This window comes from Brevibacillus fulvus, assembly GCF_016908525.1.
Lineage (GTDB): Bacteria > Bacillota > Bacilli > Brevibacillales > Brevibacillaceae > Brevibacillus_G > Brevibacillus_G fulvus.
Map to the genome: position 1 here is coordinate 59,998 of NZ_JAFBEB010000011.1, position 17,488 is coordinate 77,485.

Annotated in this window: 18 protein-coding genes; 10 read left to right on the top strand and 8 right to left on the bottom strand. The window is 50.8% G+C overall.

What is annotated here, in order from left to right:
- Positions 1-200 precede the first annotated feature (200 nt).
- The 3 genes from treP to JOD01_RS14740 all read left to right on the top strand — a co-directional run bounded on the left by treP (position 201) and on the right by JOD01_RS14740 (position 4,446).
- The gene (gene treP, locus JOD01_RS14730) at positions 201-1,646 is read left to right on the top strand and encodes a PTS system trehalose-specific EIIBC component (RefSeq protein WP_204519074.1); all 1,446 of its coding nucleotides are present in this window, start codon (positions 201-203) and stop codon (positions 1,644-1,646) included.
- 1 nt (position 1,647) lies between these two features.
- Positions 1,648-3,336: an alpha,alpha-phosphotrehalase gene (treC, locus tag JOD01_RS14735; protein ID WP_204519075.1), complete on the top strand. Its 1,689-nt coding sequence runs from the start codon at positions 1,648-1,650 to the stop codon at positions 3,334-3,336.
- A 177-nt stretch (positions 3,337-3,513) separates the two neighbouring features.
- The gene (locus JOD01_RS14740; protein ID WP_204519076.1) at positions 3,514-4,446 is read left to right on the top strand and encodes a DMT family transporter; all 933 of its coding nucleotides are present in this window, start codon (positions 3,514-3,516) and stop codon (positions 4,444-4,446) included.
- A 155-nt stretch (positions 4,447-4,601) separates the two neighbouring features.
- On the opposite strand, the gene JOD01_RS14745 is transcribed toward JOD01_RS14740, so the two are convergent.
- A complete protein-coding gene (locus JOD01_RS14745; protein WP_204519077.1) occupies positions 4,602-6,563 on the bottom strand; it encodes a methyl-accepting chemotaxis protein in 1,962 nt (653 codons plus the stop codon).
- Positions 6,564-6,778: 215 nt separating this feature from the next.
- On the opposite strand from JOD01_RS14745, the gene JOD01_RS14750 reads away from it, so the two are divergent.
- Positions 6,779-7,081, top strand: coding sequence for a spore coat protein (locus JOD01_RS14750; protein WP_204519078.1), 303 nt, complete (start codon positions 6,779-6,781; stop codon positions 7,079-7,081).
- Positions 7,082-7,224: 143 nt separating this feature from the next.
- On the opposite strand, the gene JOD01_RS14755 is transcribed toward JOD01_RS14750, so the two are convergent.
- From JOD01_RS14755 to pepT, 4 genes are all read right to left on the bottom strand, one after another.
- Positions 7,225-8,361 carry a zinc-dependent alcohol dehydrogenase gene (locus tag JOD01_RS14755; protein WP_204519079.1) on the bottom strand — a complete coding sequence of 379 codons (1,137 nt, stop codon included), beginning with the start codon at positions 8,359-8,361 and terminating at the stop codon, positions 7,225-7,227.
- Between the two features lie 24 nt (positions 8,362-8,385).
- Positions 8,386-8,748: a spore coat protein gene (locus JOD01_RS14760; RefSeq protein WP_204519080.1), complete on the bottom strand. Its 363-nt coding sequence runs from the start codon at positions 8,746-8,748 to the stop codon at positions 8,386-8,388.
- Positions 8,738-8,971, bottom strand: coding sequence for a spore coat protein (locus JOD01_RS14765; RefSeq protein WP_204519081.1), 234 nt, complete (start codon positions 8,969-8,971; stop codon positions 8,738-8,740). The genes JOD01_RS14760 and JOD01_RS14765 overlap by 11 nt, the downstream gene beginning before the upstream one ends.
- 119 nt (positions 8,972-9,090) lie before the next feature.
- Positions 9,091-10,323 carry a peptidase T gene (gene pepT, locus JOD01_RS14770; protein ID WP_204519082.1) on the bottom strand — a complete coding sequence of 411 codons (1,233 nt, stop codon included), beginning with the start codon at positions 10,321-10,323 and terminating at the stop codon, positions 9,091-9,093.
- 156 nt (positions 10,324-10,479) lie between these two features.
- On the opposite strand from pepT, the gene JOD01_RS14775 reads away from it, so the two are divergent.
- Positions 10,480-12,030 carry a multicopper oxidase family protein gene (locus JOD01_RS14775; RefSeq protein ID WP_204519083.1) on the top strand — a complete coding sequence of 517 codons (1,551 nt, stop codon included), beginning with the start codon at positions 10,480-10,482 and terminating at the stop codon, positions 12,028-12,030.
- A gap of 148 nt (positions 12,031-12,178) precedes the next feature.
- Positions 12,179-13,153 (top strand): quinone oxidoreductase family protein, encoded by a 975-nt coding sequence (locus tag JOD01_RS14780; protein WP_204519136.1) that lies wholly within the window; start codon positions 12,179-12,181, stop codon positions 13,151-13,153.
- 46 nt (positions 13,154-13,199) lie between these two features.
- Here the strand turns inward: JOD01_RS14780 and JOD01_RS14785 are convergent, their stop codons facing one another.
- A complete protein-coding gene (locus tag JOD01_RS14785) occupies positions 13,200-13,907 on the bottom strand; it encodes a Crp/Fnr family transcriptional regulator (protein ID WP_420829092.1) in 708 nt (235 codons plus the stop codon).
- A 231-nt stretch (positions 13,908-14,138) separates the two neighbouring features.
- On the opposite strand from JOD01_RS14785, the gene JOD01_RS14790 reads away from it, so the two are divergent.
- From JOD01_RS14790 to JOD01_RS14805, 4 genes are read left to right on the top strand one after another with little or no spacing between them, the layout of a single operon-like run.
- On the top strand, positions 14,139-14,381 hold the full coding sequence (locus JOD01_RS14790; protein ID WP_204519084.1) for a hypothetical protein: 243 nt from the start codon (positions 14,139-14,141) through the stop codon (positions 14,379-14,381).
- The gene (locus tag JOD01_RS14795) at positions 14,378-14,500 is read left to right on the top strand and encodes a cytochrome C oxidase subunit II (RefSeq protein ID WP_204519085.1); all 123 of its coding nucleotides are present in this window, start codon (positions 14,378-14,380) and stop codon (positions 14,498-14,500) included. The genes JOD01_RS14790 and JOD01_RS14795 overlap by 4 nt, the downstream gene beginning before the upstream one ends.
- 19 nt (positions 14,501-14,519) lie before the next feature.
- Entirely contained in the window at positions 14,520-15,005 is a 486-nt protein-coding gene (locus JOD01_RS14800; protein WP_204519086.1) for a cytochrome c oxidase subunit II, read from the top strand.
- Entirely contained in the window at positions 14,989-16,647 is a 1,659-nt protein-coding gene (locus tag JOD01_RS14805; protein ID WP_204519087.1) for a b(o/a)3-type cytochrome-c oxidase subunit 1, read from the top strand. The genes JOD01_RS14800 and JOD01_RS14805 overlap by 17 nt, the downstream gene beginning before the upstream one ends.
- Before the next feature lie 80 nt (positions 16,648-16,727).
- On the opposite strand, the gene JOD01_RS14810 is transcribed toward JOD01_RS14805, so the two are convergent.
- Together JOD01_RS14810 and JOD01_RS14815 are read right to left on the bottom strand one after the other, a co-directional pair.
- The gene (locus tag JOD01_RS14810) at positions 16,728-16,994 is read right to left on the bottom strand and encodes a DUF1292 domain-containing protein (protein ID WP_204519088.1); all 267 of its coding nucleotides are present in this window, start codon (positions 16,992-16,994) and stop codon (positions 16,728-16,730) included.
- 99 nt (positions 16,995-17,093) lie between these two features.
- Positions 17,094-17,438 carry a hypothetical protein gene (locus JOD01_RS14815; protein WP_420829093.1) on the bottom strand — a complete coding sequence of 115 codons (345 nt, stop codon included), beginning with the start codon at positions 17,436-17,438 and terminating at the stop codon, positions 17,094-17,096.
- Positions 17,439-17,488 lie beyond the last annotated feature (50 nt).

Here is a 17,488-nt window from a genome sequence, read left to right on the forward strand (position 1 = left end):
CAATCTGTGTGATAAACGACCGTTTTGCCACACAGGTGAGTCCACAAACTGCGCCGCTCGGCGGCTTTTTTATTTTGGGGAAAGTGAACGAAAAACGGTTTTTGCCGAACTTGTATAAACAAGTATTGACTTAACTTGTATAGACAAGTTAAGCTATAAACAGAAGTCTGAAAGCGGTTGCAAAAAGGAGGATGGCCAGAATGAGCGTAAAAAGGGAATCGGTTGAACAGATTGTCCGTGCGCTTGGGGGCAGTGAAAATATCACAGCGGCAACGCATTGCGTGACCCGCTTGCGCCTGGCACTGAAGGACGAAAGCAAGGTTGATAAAGCTACTCTTGAAAGCGTTGACATTGTGAAAGGCTCCTTTATGGCGAACGGACAGTTTCAAGTTGTCATTGGACCTGGACTGGTGGAAAAAGCTTATGAATATTTTCTTGACCTGACCGGTATGGAGCAGACGACCAAAGAGAAAGTGAAAAGTGCGGCGGAAGAGAAATTGAATCCGTTGCAGCGTGCCGTTAAAACGCTGGGAGACATTTTTATCCCGCTGCTGCCCGCAATCGTGACGGCCGGTTTGCTGATGGGGATTAACAACATCTTGTCGGGAAAAGGAATTTTTTATGCCGATCAAGCATTCATCGATGTTTATCCAGCCTGGAAGGATTTTGCCGGAATGATCAATCTTATTGCCAATACCTCGTTTACTTTCCTTCCGGGATTGATAGGCTGGTCGGCGGTAAAACGCTTCGGCGGCAGTGAACTGTTGGGGATCGTGCTTGGCTTGATGTTGATACACCCCGATTTGTTGAACGCATGGGGCTATGGTGAAGCGGTCGCCAAGGGAACGGTCCCATATTGGAATTTGTTTGGCTTAAGCATCGAAAAAATTGGGTATCAAGGGCAAGTGTTGCCGGTACTTGTTTCTGCATATGTGTTGAGCAAGATTGAACAGTTTTTAAACAAGCGTGTGGCCGATGGGTTCAAGCTGCTGGTGGTTGCGCCTGTCGCTTTGCTGGTTACCGGATTTCTGTCTTTTATTGTGATCGGTCCGTTGACTTTTGCGATTGGCAATGCGATTACTTCTGCATTCGTTTATGTGTTTGACACGCTGCCGGTGATTGGCGGACTGATATACGGCGGACTGTATGCCGTGTTGGTGGTTACGGGGATGCACCATACGTTCCTGGCGGTAGACCTGCAGTTGATCGCCAGTACGGGAACGACGTTTCTCTGGCCGATTCTCGCCTTGTCCAACATTTCGCAAGGTTCTGCCGCGTTGGCCATGATGCTGATCTCCAAGGATGAAAAAGTGAAAGGGATGTCGGTCACCTCCGCTGTCTCCGCCTACCTGGGGATTACCGAACCGGCGATGTTTGGGATCAATATCCGCTTCCGCTATCCGTTCTTTTCCGCGATGATCGGTTCGGCCATCGGTGCCGTGGTGATTACTTTAAGCCATGTCAAAGCGTCCTCTGTCGGGGTCGGCGGCTTGCCGGGCTTCCTGTCCATTTTGCCGCAGCAGTGGGGTGTCTTTTTCATCGGTATGATCATTGCCTTAGTTGTGCCGTTTGTGCTAACCTACTTCTTTGGAAAAATGAAAAAGCAACAACAAAGCAGCCAGATCGAAACAAAGAAGGTGTCTTAATATGAATCAGCCTTGGTGGAAAAAGGCAGTGGTGTATCAGATCTATCTCAAAAGTTTTAAAGATACAGATGGCGATGGCATCGGCGATTTGCAGGGGGTCATCGAGAAGCTGGATTATCTGAAGGAATTGGGCGTCGATGTGATTTGGCTGACGCCGATTTACGAATCGCCGCAAAATGACAATGGCTATGATATTAGCGATTATTACCGCATCTATCACCAATACGGAACGATGGAGACGTTCGACAGCCTGCTGGAGACAGCTCATCAAAAAGGAATTAAAGTGATGCTAGACATTGTTGTCAACCATACTTCGACGGAGCATCCATGGTTTCAGGAAGCCGCCCGCGACCAAGCCAGCCCGTACCGCAACTTTTATATCTGGAGGAACGGAAAGGACGGAGGACCGCCAAACAACTGGCGGTCCAAGTTTGGCGGAAGCGCCTGGCAGTACGATGAACAAACCGGGCAATACTACTTGCACCTGTACGATGTGACTCAGGCCGATCTCAATTGGGAGAATCCGGTCTTGCGTGAAAAAATTTATGAAATGATGAATTTTTGGCTGAACAAGGGCGTGGATGGTTTCCGTCTCGATGTGATCAATGTGATCTCGAAGGACCAAAGCTTTCCCGATGACACGCTTGCTTCGCCGACCGCGGACGGCCGCAAGTATTATACCGACGGCCCGCGTATCCACGAGTACCTCAAGGAAATGAACCAGCACGTATTTTCCCGCAACGATCAGTTTTTGACCGTCGGCGAAATGTCTTCGACGTCAATTGAAAACTGTATCAAGTACAGCAATCCTGCGGAGAACGAACTCAGCATGACGTTTAACTTTCATCATTTGAAAGTAGACTATCCGAACGGAGAGAAATGGATCAAAGCGGACTTTGACTTCCTGCAGCTCAAGAAAATCTTGGGGGAATGGCAAACCGGCATGCAGCAAGGCGGCGGCTGGAACGCCCTGTTTTGGTGCAATCACGATCAGCCGCGCGCCATCTCCCGCTTCGGCGACGATCAGAGCTATTGGCAGGAATCAGCCAAAATGCTGGCGACGGCCTTACATTTGATGCAGGGAACCCCTTACATTTACCAGGGAGAAGAAATCGGCATGACCAATCCCCGGTTTGCCGACATTGCCGACTATCGCGATGTGGAATCGGTCAACGCGTATCATTTGCTGCAAGCCCAGGGGATACCGCGGGAGGAAGTCATGGCGATTTTGCAGCAGAAGTCGCGGGATAATTCGCGTACGCCGATGCAATGGAACGGGGACAAGCATGCCGGCTTTACGGACGGCACCCCTTGGATCAAGGTGGCGGACAACTTTGGGAAAATCAATGTGGAGCAAGCGCTGCAGGACAAACGATCAATCTTTTATCATTATCAAAAACTGATTCGCTTGCGAAAGCAGTATGACGTCATTGCCTATGGCGAGTTTGAATTGATTCTTGCCGACGATCCGCAAATTTTCGCCTATGTACGCCGCTACGCAAAGGAAGCCTTGCTGGTTGTGAACAATTTCTATGGTCAGCCGGCCGTATTTACCTTGCCCCAAGGGATCGGCCTGACGGGAAAAGCGGAAATTCTCATCAGCAATTTTGCCGATACGCCCAATCATTTTGAGCGGCTGGAACTGCGCCCTTACGAATCGGCCGCTTTTCATTTTCAATTTCAAGGCTGAAGACGGTTGTGGCAAAGAGCTGGCGCCTGACAGAAACGGGCGTCAGCTTTTTTATGTCGGCTTTACGGCAGATGTGATAAAACGGAAATTGACAAAATAGTCGGTACATAATAAGATACTTGCATTCATGGTTGGCATAGCCCCCGCTGCGAGCGGGAAAATGAGCGAGGAGAAAGTATGGATACTGTAAAAAGCGTTACGTCCTATCCGAGAATGAGCGGGATTGTTCTGGTCCTGACTGCCGCTGTGTTGTGGGGAGTATCCGGCACGGTCGCCCAATATTTGTTTCAGCAGCACGGATTTAGCCCCGAGTGGCTGGTGGTCATTCGGTTATTGTTTTCTGGTCTCCTCTTATTGGGAATTGCTTATCGGAAAGAAAGACAGCGGATTTGGCAAATTTGGAAGGTGAAACATAACTGGACACATCTGTTGCTGTTCAGTTTTTTGGGAATGCTGGCTGTGCAGTATACATTTTTCAACGCGATTCATTATGGAAATGCAGCCACAGCGACGATTTTGCAATATTTGGCACCGGTGCTGATCACCTGTTTTATCGCGGTGCGCGCTAAACGGCTTCCCACTGCTAAGGAAGTGCTGGCCGTCGGTTTAGCTCTGGTCGGCACCTTTTTGCTGGTCACGCAGGGGAGCTTTCACAGCCTTTCGATTTCTGGCGGAGCCTTGGTGTGGGGACTGAGCTCTGCTGTTGCCCTGGCTTTTTATACGATCCATCCCCGCAGTCTGCTGGCGGAGTGGGGATCGACAATCGTCGTCGGATGGGGGATGTTCATCGGCGGGGTCGGTTTCAGCTTGATTCATCCCCCTTGGGAGTTTGCCGGTCAGTGGTCGGTCTCGTCATTTTCTGCCGTTGTTTTCGTTGTTATCTTTGGAACACTGGTCGCCTTTTACTGTTATATGGAAAGTCTTCGTTATTTGAGTGCATCGGAGACGAGCTTGCTCGCCTGTGTGGAACCATTGTCGGCGGCCATTTTGACCGTCATTTGGCTGCAAGTGCCCTTTGGCTTGGCGGAATGGCTCGGGACGGCATGTATTTTGAGCACCATTATCATCCTAACCGTCGTCAAAGAGAAGGATCAATCGGCAGATGGATGAGCATGCTTGCAGCAACAAGACTTTCATTTCAACAACGCAGCGTCTGGTTAAACGTAGCGGACGATTACGCAAAACGCAGCGAACCTTTTTCCGGGCTCGCTGCGCAGTTATAGAGAAGCGGTTTTCCTGGCGGGCACCTTTGCTCGCTTTTTGTTTTATGATAGTCGAAATTTGCTGAGCATCCGCTGCAGATCTTCGGCCATTTTCGCAAGCGCCTGCGAGGAAGCGGAGACTTCCTCCATGGACGCCAGTTGTTCTTCCGTAGAGGCAGACATGTTTTGCATTCCTTGGGAGATCTCGTCGGCAATCGAGGAGAGCTGTTGCATGATCTGCAACAATTGTTCAGCCCCGTCCGTTACTTCGGTAACCGCATCGGAGACATCGTTCACTTTTCCGCCCACGTCGTCAACAGATTGTTGAATGTGGGCAAACAACGCTCCGGCATCGGTTACGAGTTCCATCCCGGTTGAAACTTCGTCGGTCGTGGAGCGCATGGAAACGACCGCCTCGGATGTATCCGCTTGAATCACCGCGATCAGATGAGCGATTTGCTGGGCAGATTGGGAGGATTGTTCTGCCAGTTTGCGCACTTCGTCAGCGACGACGGCAAAGCCCTTGCCGTGTTCACCCGCTCGCGCTGCTTCAATCGCGGCGTTGAGCGCCAACAAATTGGTTTGTTCGGCAATCCCAGTAATCACCTGGATGATGTTGCCGATTTGCTGGGAGTGGTCACCAAGACTTTTCACGGCGTGCGCAGAAGCTTCCACTGTCGTTTTGATCCGATTCATTTGTGCCACGACACTTTGGATCGAATCGTTTCCTTGCGTTGCTTTTTGCGAAGCTTCCCGCGAAGTGGCGGCGACCAAATCGGCATTTGCGCCAATTTGTCCAATCCGATTCACCACGGCATCGACTAAAGATGAAGCTGATCGTATGCTCCTCGCTTGCTGATCGGTTCCGGCGGCAATCTGTTGGATCGTGCCGACAATCGCTTCTGTTGCTTTTCCGGTTTGTTCTGCACTGGCAAAAAGTTCTTCAGCAGAGGAGGCCACCTCTTCGGAATTTCCGCGCACGTGGAGGATCATGGAGCGCAGCTTTTCGATCATGCGCTGGAAGTTGCCGGCCAAGTCGCCAATTTCATCGTTTTGTGAAAAATTGATTTGTTCCCGCAGATCGCCTTCACTGATTTTGCCTGTCGAGACCATCAAGGTGCGAAGCGGGATTAAAATGGAACGCAAAACCAGGAAAATAGCGGTGGCGGCAACTGCTAATGAGATGACGACCACCCAGACGGTGCTAAGGAAAATACCGTGCGTTGCCTCGTCCACTTCGCTGAGAAACAGAGTGCCGGCTACTTTCCAGCCCGTCAGTTCGTTGGTCAGAAAAATCATTTCTTTTTCTTTCCCTTGATACTCATAGACAAATTGTCCGCTCGGCTGCTGATACAAAGAATCATAAAAGGACTCTTTCGCCTCTGTTCCCAAATTTTGTTCGGGGTGGGCCAAAAAGAGTCGATTTTGATCCAGCACCAGCGGGTATCCTTGCTTGCCGACTTTGGTGTCAGCTGCCATGTTGCTGATGCTTTCCAATGTGATGGTATAGCTGAATACGCCCGAACCATCGGGTAAAGCTTTGGCAATCCCGGCGACCAGTTTGCCGTTGCTGGAAGAGACATATGGGTCGAGGATGACTGTTTTGCCTTTCTGCTCCATCGCTTTTTTATACCAGTCACGTTGGCGAGGATCATAGCCGTCCGGTTGTTCCGCCCGCGGTTCCTGAATCATCAGACCGTCCGTTGTCCCTACGAAGACGGTATCCGTTCCCGGATGCAAATGTAAATATTGGACGAGCTTGGCTCGCAGCAGAGGACTGTCAGCGCCGTCGATCAACGATCGGTCGATCGTCTCGGCCAGATAGTCGGCGTCTGCCACCTTGCTGGAAAAGAAATCTTGCAATTGGAAGTCGATTTGCTTGATGCTGGATTGCGCGCTGAGCAGCAGCTGGTTTTCTACTTCCTGCTTGGCCTTGTTGTATGAAACAAAGCCGACGACCAGACAGGGAAGCAAAACAAAAATGCCACAAAGCAGGATGAGGCGCTGTTTGATACTGAATCGCAAATGATTCACCCCTATTTACATGGTTACTTCATACCGTCGCGTAATCCGGATAGACAGTAATGAGAAGTCCGCCTTTTCCTTACCTATTCCTTTTTTGGCGGCGCGATAAACGTCCTTTTTCTGAAGGCCAACTGATCCGGCGGGTTTTCGGTCTGTTGACTGGCTGGATGGATTGGCCGGAAGGGGGAAAACTATGCGGGAGGGGGTGAACGGTAATGAACAGTATTCTGGAGAATATAACCGGACTGAATGTGATGAGTGACCAGGTTATCTCGATGGATTTGTTAAACTCGGTCAAGGCTGATATTCGCAATTATGCGGTGGCGATCACGGAAACAGCCACACCCGAACTGAAAACGGTTCTTCGTCAGCATCTGCGAGAAGGGATCGCCTTACATAGAGAACTGACCGCTTACCTGATGGATAAAGGCTGGTATCAGCCTTATGATCCGGCCGAACAAATCCAGTTGGTGCTCAAGTCGGGGCGTACAGCGATCGAGACAGCGCAAAATGGCTAACGGAGGCGGGGAGTTGGCAGATGGAACCACGATCGCTGGGTGGGCTGCGCTAACCGCTTGTTTGGGTGAAACCGCTATTTTGCCGAACAAATAGGTTGGTCGACACACGGAAACCCTCTAAAATTAGAGGGTTTCTTTGCGCCTCAAGGCTTGAGAATGACTTTAATGCAATTGTCTGTTTTGGTGTCGAAAATCTCATAGCCGTGTTTCGCTTGGTCCAAGGGGATCACATGGGTTATGATATCGCCGGGATCAACCTTGCCTTCGGAGATGAGCTTGTAAAGATGCGGCATGTAATGAATTACCGGGGCTTGGCCGGTTTTAATCGTAATGTTTCGATTGAACAAATCTCCGAGCGGGAAGGCATTGTAGCGCATACCGTAAGCGCCGGTGATTTGGATCGTTCCGCCTTTTCTTACCGCCTGGGAAGCCGTGACAATCGCTCCCATCGCGCCGCCTTGGAGCTTTAAACCGGTAGCCAAAAACTCCATGGGGGTCATCTTGCCATCCATGCCGACACAATCAATGACGACGTCAGCGCCGCCTTTCGTGATCTCCTTCAGGTGATTGCCGATGTTTTGTTCCTGCTCAAAATTGATAATTTCCACCTGATTATGCTGCTTGGCATGTTGCAGGCGGTAGTCCACATAGTCGACGGCAATCACTCGGCTGGCTCCCTTCAGCCAGGCGAATTTTTGCGCCAGCAGCCCGATCGGTCCGCAACCGAGAATAATTACGGTGTCTCCTTCTTTCACACCGGCGTTGTCAACACTCCAGTAAGCAGTCGACATCGCGTCGGCCAATAACACCAGCTTCTCATCCTCAACCTCGCAGTCATCAGGAAGCCGAAACGAAGTGAAATTGGCAAAGGGAACCCGCAAATATTCAGCCTGTCCGCCGGCATAACCGCCGGCCGTTTCGGAATAGCCGAAATATCCGCCCATGTCCCCGTGTGGGTTGGAATTATCGCATTGGCTTTCCAAATGATTTTTGCAGTAAAAGCATTCGCCGCAGCTGACGGTAAACGGGATAATGACCCGGTCTCCTTTTTTCAGTTTGGTTACCTCGGGTCCGACTTCCTCGACAATCCCTATCGGTTCATGGCCGATAATATAGTCTTCCGGGAAATTGGGCACCATTCCGTGAATGAGGTGGAGATCGGAACCGCAGATCGCCGTGCTGGTAATCCGGACAATCATGTCATCGGCTTTTTCGATCTTCGGATCAAGCACCTCTTTGACCTGAACGTTCTTGATCCCTTGATAGGTAACAGCTTTCATACAAATGTCGGCCTCCTGCCTGGTTTATTGGTTAGGGGTGGCAAACGTTCCCCGTCGGTCAGTGTCCGCAGGAAAGAGCGGCCAGCCGGCAATTTTGGCTGCCGTCTGTGCAGAGGTAAAATCCAGCGTAAACTGTTTGCTCAAATCGATCGGATGCAGCCATCCTTTGTTAATCATCAGCTGGGTCAATTCATCATGCAGATCGATCGCTTTTTCCAGCTGCGCTTCCAGTACGGTTCTGACTTCGGCGGTTGCGGTCTCTGTCAAGGCAAACGCACAGGTTCTCACGCTGTTTTTGACCGCCAGCAAGAAATCAAGGGCAACGGCGGAATCGATCAACTTCGGCATGCCGATTGCATTGGAGACGTCCAAATAGTCATTGTTCATTCATTTCCGCCCCTTCTTTATCGGTTCGCGTGCTGGCTAACAGACGCTGCAAATCCTGAATATCGATCAGCGATTGCTGCACATCTTTTTCCAATAACTGTTTCAAATCTTGATCAAAAACGACGCCTTGCATCAATTTCGACTTGAGCAGATTGACAGTTTTCAGATTAAGCAGCTCATGGGTTTCCATCGTTTCGTGCAGGGCAAACCTTTGCATAGTCATGTCGGGCACCTCCGCTGGTAGTTTCCCCCTGACAAAATGGCACTATGCAGGCAGGCGAAGGGAACCGGACATAAAAAAACCCTTCTCCCGTATAGAGAGAAGGGCGCATGAAAAGGGGCTCATGCTCGTTGCTCATACAGCTTGACAATCTCAATGATGACCTCGGTCGCCTTGAGCATGGTGTCGGCAGAAACAAATTCATATTTTCCGTGAAAATTTTCCCCGCCAGCGAAAATATTGGGAGTCGGCAAACCCATGTAGGAAAGCTGCGAACCGTCCGTTCCGCCGCGAATCGGAGAAATTTTTGGCTGAATGCCCAAATTGATCATCGCTTGATAGGCGATATCAACCACTTCTTTGACCGGCTCGATTTTTTCCCGCATGTTGTAATATTGATCTTTCAGTTCGAGAGCGATTGCTTCCTTGCCGTATTTTTGCTGCAACTCTTCGACAATGCGGGTGATCGTCGCTTTTCTTGCTTCAAATTGGCTTCGGTCAAAGTCGCGGATAATGTAGCTGAGCGACGTCTGCTCAACATTACCGGTGAAGGACAGAAGATGATAAAATCCTTCGTATCCCTCGGTCAATTCGGGCGTTTCCGCAGCGGGAAGCTTTCCGTGCAGCTCCATGCCAATTTTCATGGAGTTGATCATTTTGCCTTTTGCCGAGCCCGGATGAATGTTGTTGCCTTTGATTGTAATTTTTGCGGAAGCGGCGTTAAAGCTTTCGTATTCCAGCTCGCCGAGCGGTCCGCCGTCCATCGTATAGGCATATTTGGCGTTAAAGGCCGCCACATCAAAGCGGTGCGGTCCGCGGCCGATCTCTTCATCAGGAGTAAAAGCCACCCGTACCTTTCCGTGCTTGATTTCCGGATGGGCAATCAGGTAGGCCATTGCTGTCATAATTTCGGCAACACCGGCCTTGTCGTCGGCGCCAAGCAAGGTGGTGCCGTCCGTTGTGATCATGGTTTGCCCTTTGTATTGAGCCAGTTGGGGGAAATCTTTTGGCGACAAGACGATCTGTAAAGATTCGTTCAGGACAATGTCGCCACCGTCGTATTGCTCAATCACTTGCGGCTTGACGTTCGTTCCGCTGAATTCCGGAGCTGTATCGACATGGGCCAAAAAGCCGATCGTCGGCACGTCTTTGTCCGTATTGGCGGGCAGCGTCGCCATCACATAGCCGTTTTCGTCAAGGGTTACTTCCTGCATCCCGATCCGCTGCAACTCGTCGACGAGCATGCGCGCCAACGTCCATTGCCCGGATGTAGAAGGACATGTCTCGCTCTCTTCACTGGACTGCGTGTCCACTTTCACATAGGAGACAAATCTCTCAATCAGTTCCTCTTTCAATTGCTTCCATCTCCTTTACGAGTAGTCTGATATTTATATTATCATCCCGGATCACATAGCACACTTTTTTCCTTCTCTGTCCGGTGTAGCAAAACAACCTCCAGTCACATCTACTGGTAGAAAGTAGGCTACAGCCGATTACAGAAAGGTGAGAGCATGAAAAGCAATCTCCCGAAATCAAAGCTCAAGCTGAATAAATTTGCCGATCCTCTGCCGATCCCGCCCCTTCTCCAACCTGTCAGCAAGACAAGAAAAAGCACCTATTATGAAGTGACCATGCGAGCGTTTAAACAAAAGCTGCACCGCGATCTTCCGCCTACGCGCCTTTGGGGCTACGAAGGAATGTTCCCGGGTCCGACGATTGAGGCGAGAAGAGGGGAGCTGGTGCGGGTCAAATGGAGCAATCAGTTGCCGACGAAACATTTCCTGCCTGTCGATTCGAGCATTCACGGTGTGGCCCATTATCCGGAGGTAAGAACGGTTGTACATTTGCACGGGGTTAACAGTCGGCCGGATAGTGACGGTTATCCGGAAGCGTGGTACACCCAAGATTTTACGGAAGTCGGGCCGCTGTTTAGCCGGGAAGTGTACGAATACGACAATCAGTTGAATGCGGCAGCGTTCTGGTATCACGATCACGCCTTGGGGATTACCCGCCTGAATGTGTACGCCGGTCTGGCCGGATTTTACTTATTGCGCGACCAGCACGAAGCTTCGCTGAACTTGCCCAAAGGAAAGTATGAAATTCCGCTAATGATTCAAGACCGCTCCTTTAAGCCGGATGGCTCTTTGGCCTACCCGGAAACCCCTGATCCGCAGGATAAAACATTGCCCAAACCGTCGATTGTCCCCGGCTTCTGTGGGGAGACGATCCTGGTCAACGGCAAAGTGTGGCCTTTCCTGGAGGTGGAACCGCGCAAATACAGATTTCGGATTCTCAATGCTTCCAACACACGATCGTATACGCTTTTTCTCGATAATCAAATGCCGATCACGCAAATTGGCACAGACAGCGGTTTTTTGCGCAATCCGGTTTCCGTCTCGGAATTGACGCTTGCTCCCGCGGAACGGGTGGATATTATTCTCGACTTCAGTCAACATGCCAATGAAAAAATAGCGCTCAAGAACAGCAGTCCATGCGGGGGTGAGGCGCCCAATCCCAAAACAACCGCTTACGTCATGCAATTTCGGGTCAGTCTGCCGCTTGCCGATAAAGATACAAGCGAGATTCCCCGCGTTTTGGCAAGGCAAACGGCGCCCAATCCTTTGAAAGCAGAGCGAACACGGAATTTGACCCTGTCCGGAAGCGCCGATCATTATGGCCGGCCCTTGTTGTTATTAGACAACAAATCGTGGATGAACCGCATATCGGAAACGCCGGGCGTCGGCGATACGGAAGTCTGGCAGTTGATCAATTTGACAGCGAATATGCATCCCATCCATATCCACTTGATTCATTTCTATGTGCTGGAGCGCATTCCGTTTGATGTGGACTTGTATAACCGGACCGGAGAGCTGGTGTTTACCGGACCGCCGCGGCAACCTGAGCCCTATGAACGCGGACCCAAAGATACCGTGCAGGCTACCCCCGGTGAAGTGACGCGGATTGTCATGCAGTTCGGCCCCCATACCGGACGTTATGTGTGGCACTGTCATATTTTGGAACACGAAGATCATGACATGATGCGGCCGTTTGAAGTCCGCTGATTGAAAAATGGCTTCCAGCAATCAAGCTGCGAAGCTGTTTTTTGTGCGATGGAAGAGCAACTGGCAAAGGAAAAGAGCGAGGCGAGAGCGAATCGTTTCAATTGAAATTAAATCAAGCACGAACAGGCGGGAGGGAATAAGGATGAAAATGAAGGCAGTATTGGTAACCGAACTTGGCGGAACGGAGGGGATGATCTACACCGATGTTGATCTGCCGAGCATCAATGCCAATGAAGTATTGATTCGTGTGGAAAAGACGAGCGTTAATTTTGCGGATATCAAAGCGAGATACGGAAATAAAGGAACCAAGCTGCCGTTTATTCCCGGATTGGATGCGATGGGGATCATTGAGCAGGTCGGTTCGGCGGTGCGGGATTTGCAGGCTGGCCAGCGCGTGATTGCCTTTCCGGCGGGCGGTTCCTATGCGGAGTATGCAGTTGCCAGCGAACAGCTGACGTTCCCGCTGCCTGACGGCATTGACCAGATGACGGCGGCAGCCTGTCCCATCGTTGCGTTTACCGCTTACAAGCTGTTGGCTGATGTCGCCAGACTGCAAGCGGGCGAGACGGTGTTGATCCATGCCGCCGCCGGAGGAGTAGGGACAACAGCGATTCAGTTGGCAAAACTGCTGGGAGCCAGTCAGGTGATCGGAACGGTGGGCAGCAAGCAGAAGGTGGATTCTGCGCTTGAAGCAGGAGCCGATCAGGTCGTTGTCTATACAGAGGGCGATTTTGCGCAATCTGTCAACGACTGGACAAGCGGTGCGGGAGTGGATGTCATTCTCGATTCGATTGCCGGGGCCGTCACCCAAAAGAGTCTGGAATGTCTCGCCTACTACGGACGGTTGGTTCAGTTTGGCAATTCCAGCGGAGCAAGCGGAACGGTTCAAACTGCCGACCTGCATTCCAGCTGCCGCTCGGTGCTGGGGTTTAGTCTGGGAACGACTCGCGCGCGGCGTCCGGAACTTTTGCGGGAGACGGCGAGTAAAGTGTTTTCCTATCTGGCTGCGGGGCAATTGCAAATCAAGATCGGCAGAGAATTTTCTTTGTCCGAAGCAGCCCAAGCGCATCAATGGGTGGAAAGCCGGCAAAGCACGGGAAAAGTGATGCTGCATGTCAAGTAGCAAAGCAGCCCGCTCGCCGCAGGAAAGCCGCAACGGCTGGCAGCAGTTACAGTTGGCAGATCTCCGGCTGACATTGATCACAGTGAATCGTTTCTTTTAAATAAGCCAAATCTTTGACCAGAATGTAACCCTGCGGCAGCAGGTCGATCACATTCTGGTTTTTTAATTCCGCCAGCATCCGATTGACGCTTTCGCGGGTCAGGCCAATAAATTGCGCCAATTCCCGGTTGGTCATCGGCAAGTTGATGCAGATGCCGTCTTCATTCGGTACTCCATACGTGTTGCACATCCGAATCAAGGTGGAGTACAGCGCCCCTTGCTTGCCGTGCAACAGCAGATCGCGAAATTTTGACTGCATTCTCCGATTCATCATGCCCATCCACCGCAAAAACTCGGCCAAAAACAAGCTGTTTTGCAGCAGAAACTTCTCCAGATTGTCGCGGGCAATGACAAATACCGGGCCGGAAGAGAGCATGACCGCTGTGGATGTGTAATGCAGTTCCGGTTCAAACAATCCGCAGACCCCGACCAAATCGCCTTCTCCGCAAACCTCCAAAGTCAATTCTTTTCCATCCAAAGTGGTTTTGGTCAGCTTGACCCGGCTCTCCGCCAACAAATAAATGTATCTGGCTGTGTCTCCGTCGAGAAAGAGCACATCATGTTTGCAGTACGTCACATTGGTGCCGAGTGCATGAAGCTCTTGCAAAAAGACGGGGGAAATTTGCCGGGCAAAAGTGGCAGCTTTTTCAATCACAGATCTCAGCTCCTCAGGCAGCTCGTTTGTACGGCTATCCGTGTTCAGTTTCACTGTAAAAGCTCGGTTTCGCCAAGTAAAGTGACAGTTCTCGGAAACTTGCCTTTTTCCATCCGGAACCGTCCGTTTGTTCACGAAATGGCAAAAAAAATTGTGAGGAACATCACAGGGGCGTTTTGTAAACTGCGTTATTCTACGAACGAGGTGAAAACAAACCGAGGTGAGGTTCTGATGGTAATCGAAGGTCTTTTGCTCGCTTGCTCAGCACTGATATTCATTTGGTTTTTTTACGCGATTGGCAAGCCGTTTACAATCTTGCGCTTGGCGCTTGTTTTAGCTGCCTTAGGCTGGATTCCCAGTCTCATTTATTCCAGCATGCTGATCCACTACGCGGGGTACTTCCTGCTGCCGGCGCTGGTCGGCTGGATCGCAGCGGAAATCCTCAAGCGGGAACGGAGGGAGAGTTCGCAATGAAACAAAGCAAAAAGGATGGGAGCAATCTGAAAGGGACGTTGGTATCCGTCTTTGCCCTCGGGCTGTTGATTGTCGCGAGCTGGTTGGCCATGTTCGCCCTTTATTGGTCCAGACAATAGAGAGAAAGGAAGCTGAGTCATGCATATTCACCGCTATGAAAAATATTGGCTGGGATTTGGATTTTGTGCACTTGTCGCATTTATCATTTTTATGTTCATCACCGCTTTTGTGAACGGACATCATCCTTCCGGCGGCAGCGAAGTGATTGATCCGACCCATGTAGAGAAGACACCGCCTTTTGACAACCCGGGGTTGCACCAAACCGGCGAGAATGAGTACGAGGCCGACATCGTCGCGATGGCGTTCGGTTACAAACCGAACAAACTGGAAATTCCGCTGGGAGCGAAAGTGAAGTTTGTGATTACCAGCCAGGATGTCGTCCACAGCTTTACCATCCCCCAAACAACGGTCAATATGGAGCTTGTTCCCGGGCATATCGGCACGAAGGAATATACATTCAAGAAACCGGGCCATTATCTGGTCCTGTGCAATGAATACTGCGGGGCCGGACATCAGATGATGAAAATGGAAATCGAGGTGCTGGATCATGCTAGCAAAAAGTAAAGATAACAGGCTCGCCTTCGCGTTTATTGCCACAGCCTTTCTCTTTTTCTTCATTGGGACGATTTGCGGGTTGTTGCAGGGCCTGGTTCGCGGCGGAGTGATCAAGCAGCTGCCTTACTGGCTTGATTATTATAAAGTGTTGACCACACACGGTGTTTCGCTTGCGCTGTTGTTTACGACCAATTTTATTTACGGGTTCTTTTTTGCCGGTGTGCACAAGACGATGGGCAATTTGTCCGCGAAAGTGCGGGCGGCAGGCTGGGGCGGCTTTTGGCTGATGATCATCGGTACGATCATGGCAGTCGTCACCGTTCTTGCCGGCGATGCTTCGGTTCTGTATACATTCTACGCGCCGTTGAAAGCTTCTCCTTTCTTTTATATCGGGCTGGCGCTATGGGTGATCGGCTCCTGGGTGAGCGGGATCGCCATGATGGCACATTATTTCCAATGGAAAAAACAGCACCCGCAAGAAACGACGCCGCTGTTCGGCTATATGGTCGTCGGCACCAATTTGCTGTGGATCACCGCTTGTTTGGGAGTCGCGGCGACCGTCGTGCTGCAGATGATCCCATGGTCTTTGGGCATGACGGATAAAATCAACATTTTGCTTAGCCGCACATTATTCTGGTATTTTGGTCATCCATTAGTTTACTTTTGGCTTTTGCCTGCGTACGCTTACTGGTATGTGTCCATTCCCAAGTTGATCGGCGGGAAAATTTTCAGCGACAGCCTGGCTCGCCTCTCATTTATCTTGTTTTTGATTTTCTCCATCCCGGTCGGCTTTCACCATCAATTGATGGAGCCGGGGATCGGCGAAGGCTGGAAGTTTATCCAGGTTTCGCTAACGTTGATGGTCGTCATACCGTCGTTGATGACTGCTTTTTCCATGTTTGCTTCGTTTGAATCGGCCGGCAGACGAAAAGGGGCAACGGGATTATTCGGCTGGTGGAAAAAGCTGCCGTATGGAGATGTTCGCTTCCTGTCGCCGTTCCTCGGGATGCTGTTCTTTATTCCGGCAGGGATTGGCGGGATTATTAATACGAGCTATCAGTTGGATGAAATTGTCCATAACACGCTGTGGGTCGTCGGCCATTTCCATATTACGGTCGGGGCAGCCGTGGTCATGAGCTTTTTCGGCATCACTTATTGGCTCGTCCCGCATCTGACCGGAAGAACGTTCAGCAAAAGCATGAATCGTCTGGGGATTTTGCAAGTCGTCTTGTGGGCTGTCGGGATGTTCATCATGTCTACGGCGATGCACGTTCTCGGCTTGTACGGGGCACCGAGAAGAACCGCGTACAGTACGTATGGCAACGATCCGGTAGCGCTTGACTGGTTCCACGGGCTAGTGGCCAATCAACTTTACTTGCCGATTGGCGCCTTCCTGCTGTTCCTTTCTTCGATGCTGATGGTATATCTGTTTATTCATCTCGCCTTTTTGGCGCCGAAAGCGACCGCGGACGAACGAGTGGACTTTCCGATCTCCGAGGCGGAACATCCGGAGGAAAAACCGCCGGTTATTTTGGACAAGTGGAAGCTGTGGGTAGGAATATGCGTCGTTTTGATTTTGTTGGCTTATTCTGTCCCGGTCATGGATATGCTCCATCATTCGCCTGCTTCGCCTGGATACAGAACATGGTAATCTGAAAAAATCGTACAGGATGCCGCTTATACCGGCAGCCAATTTTTAAAGGAGCAGGGAATCCTGCTCCTTTTCGGTGATCAGCCGTTATGATCGTGCGGAGGTTCTGCTTCCACAGCCAGTTCATAGGCATCGAGAATGGCAGCGGCTTCATCGGGATCTTCGATACCTTCCAAATACTGCTCGTCTCCATCATTGACGACACGCATCAAAATCATGTCATCCTCGGAACGAAGCAGCGCGTACCAATGCTCATTCATATCGAAGAGCGCTTCCACTTCGTAATCCCTGGCTTGTCCATGCTCGTCGTGAACCGTAATCTGTTCCGTTGCCTGAATGTTGTCCATGTTTACTGACGCCCCCTTTACGGCTCATCGACTGTTAGTATCTCCAAACAGTTCGCCTGCCCGCCTGTCATTTTCCGGATATGGCGTACCATCTTCCACTTAGCGCTGGATGTATTCCGCCTGGTAAGAGTTGGCGCCGGCGTGTACGGAGAGCAGCGTGTCCGCGTAGCCGACCAGACGGTTGACCAGTTCCTCGGAAATTTCGTAAACGAGCGGATGCAGTTCAGGAGCAAACAGGGCGGGGTCATCGTAAATAATCGTTGTGTTGATGAACACGTCGCGATTGCCGTATAAGTCGTAGTGAATGATCGCTTTCCCGGCCGCCCCTTTTGTTTGCGGGTCGCGAAAGCCGGGTAAAAATACATACCATTCTTCGGCCGTCGCCGAGCGGAAGTTTTTGGTGAAACTCAGACCGCTCAGTTCCCGTTGGATCTTTTCCTTCATGCTGGGAGAAAGAATTTCTGTTACTTTTGCCATAGCATCCCTCGAGACAA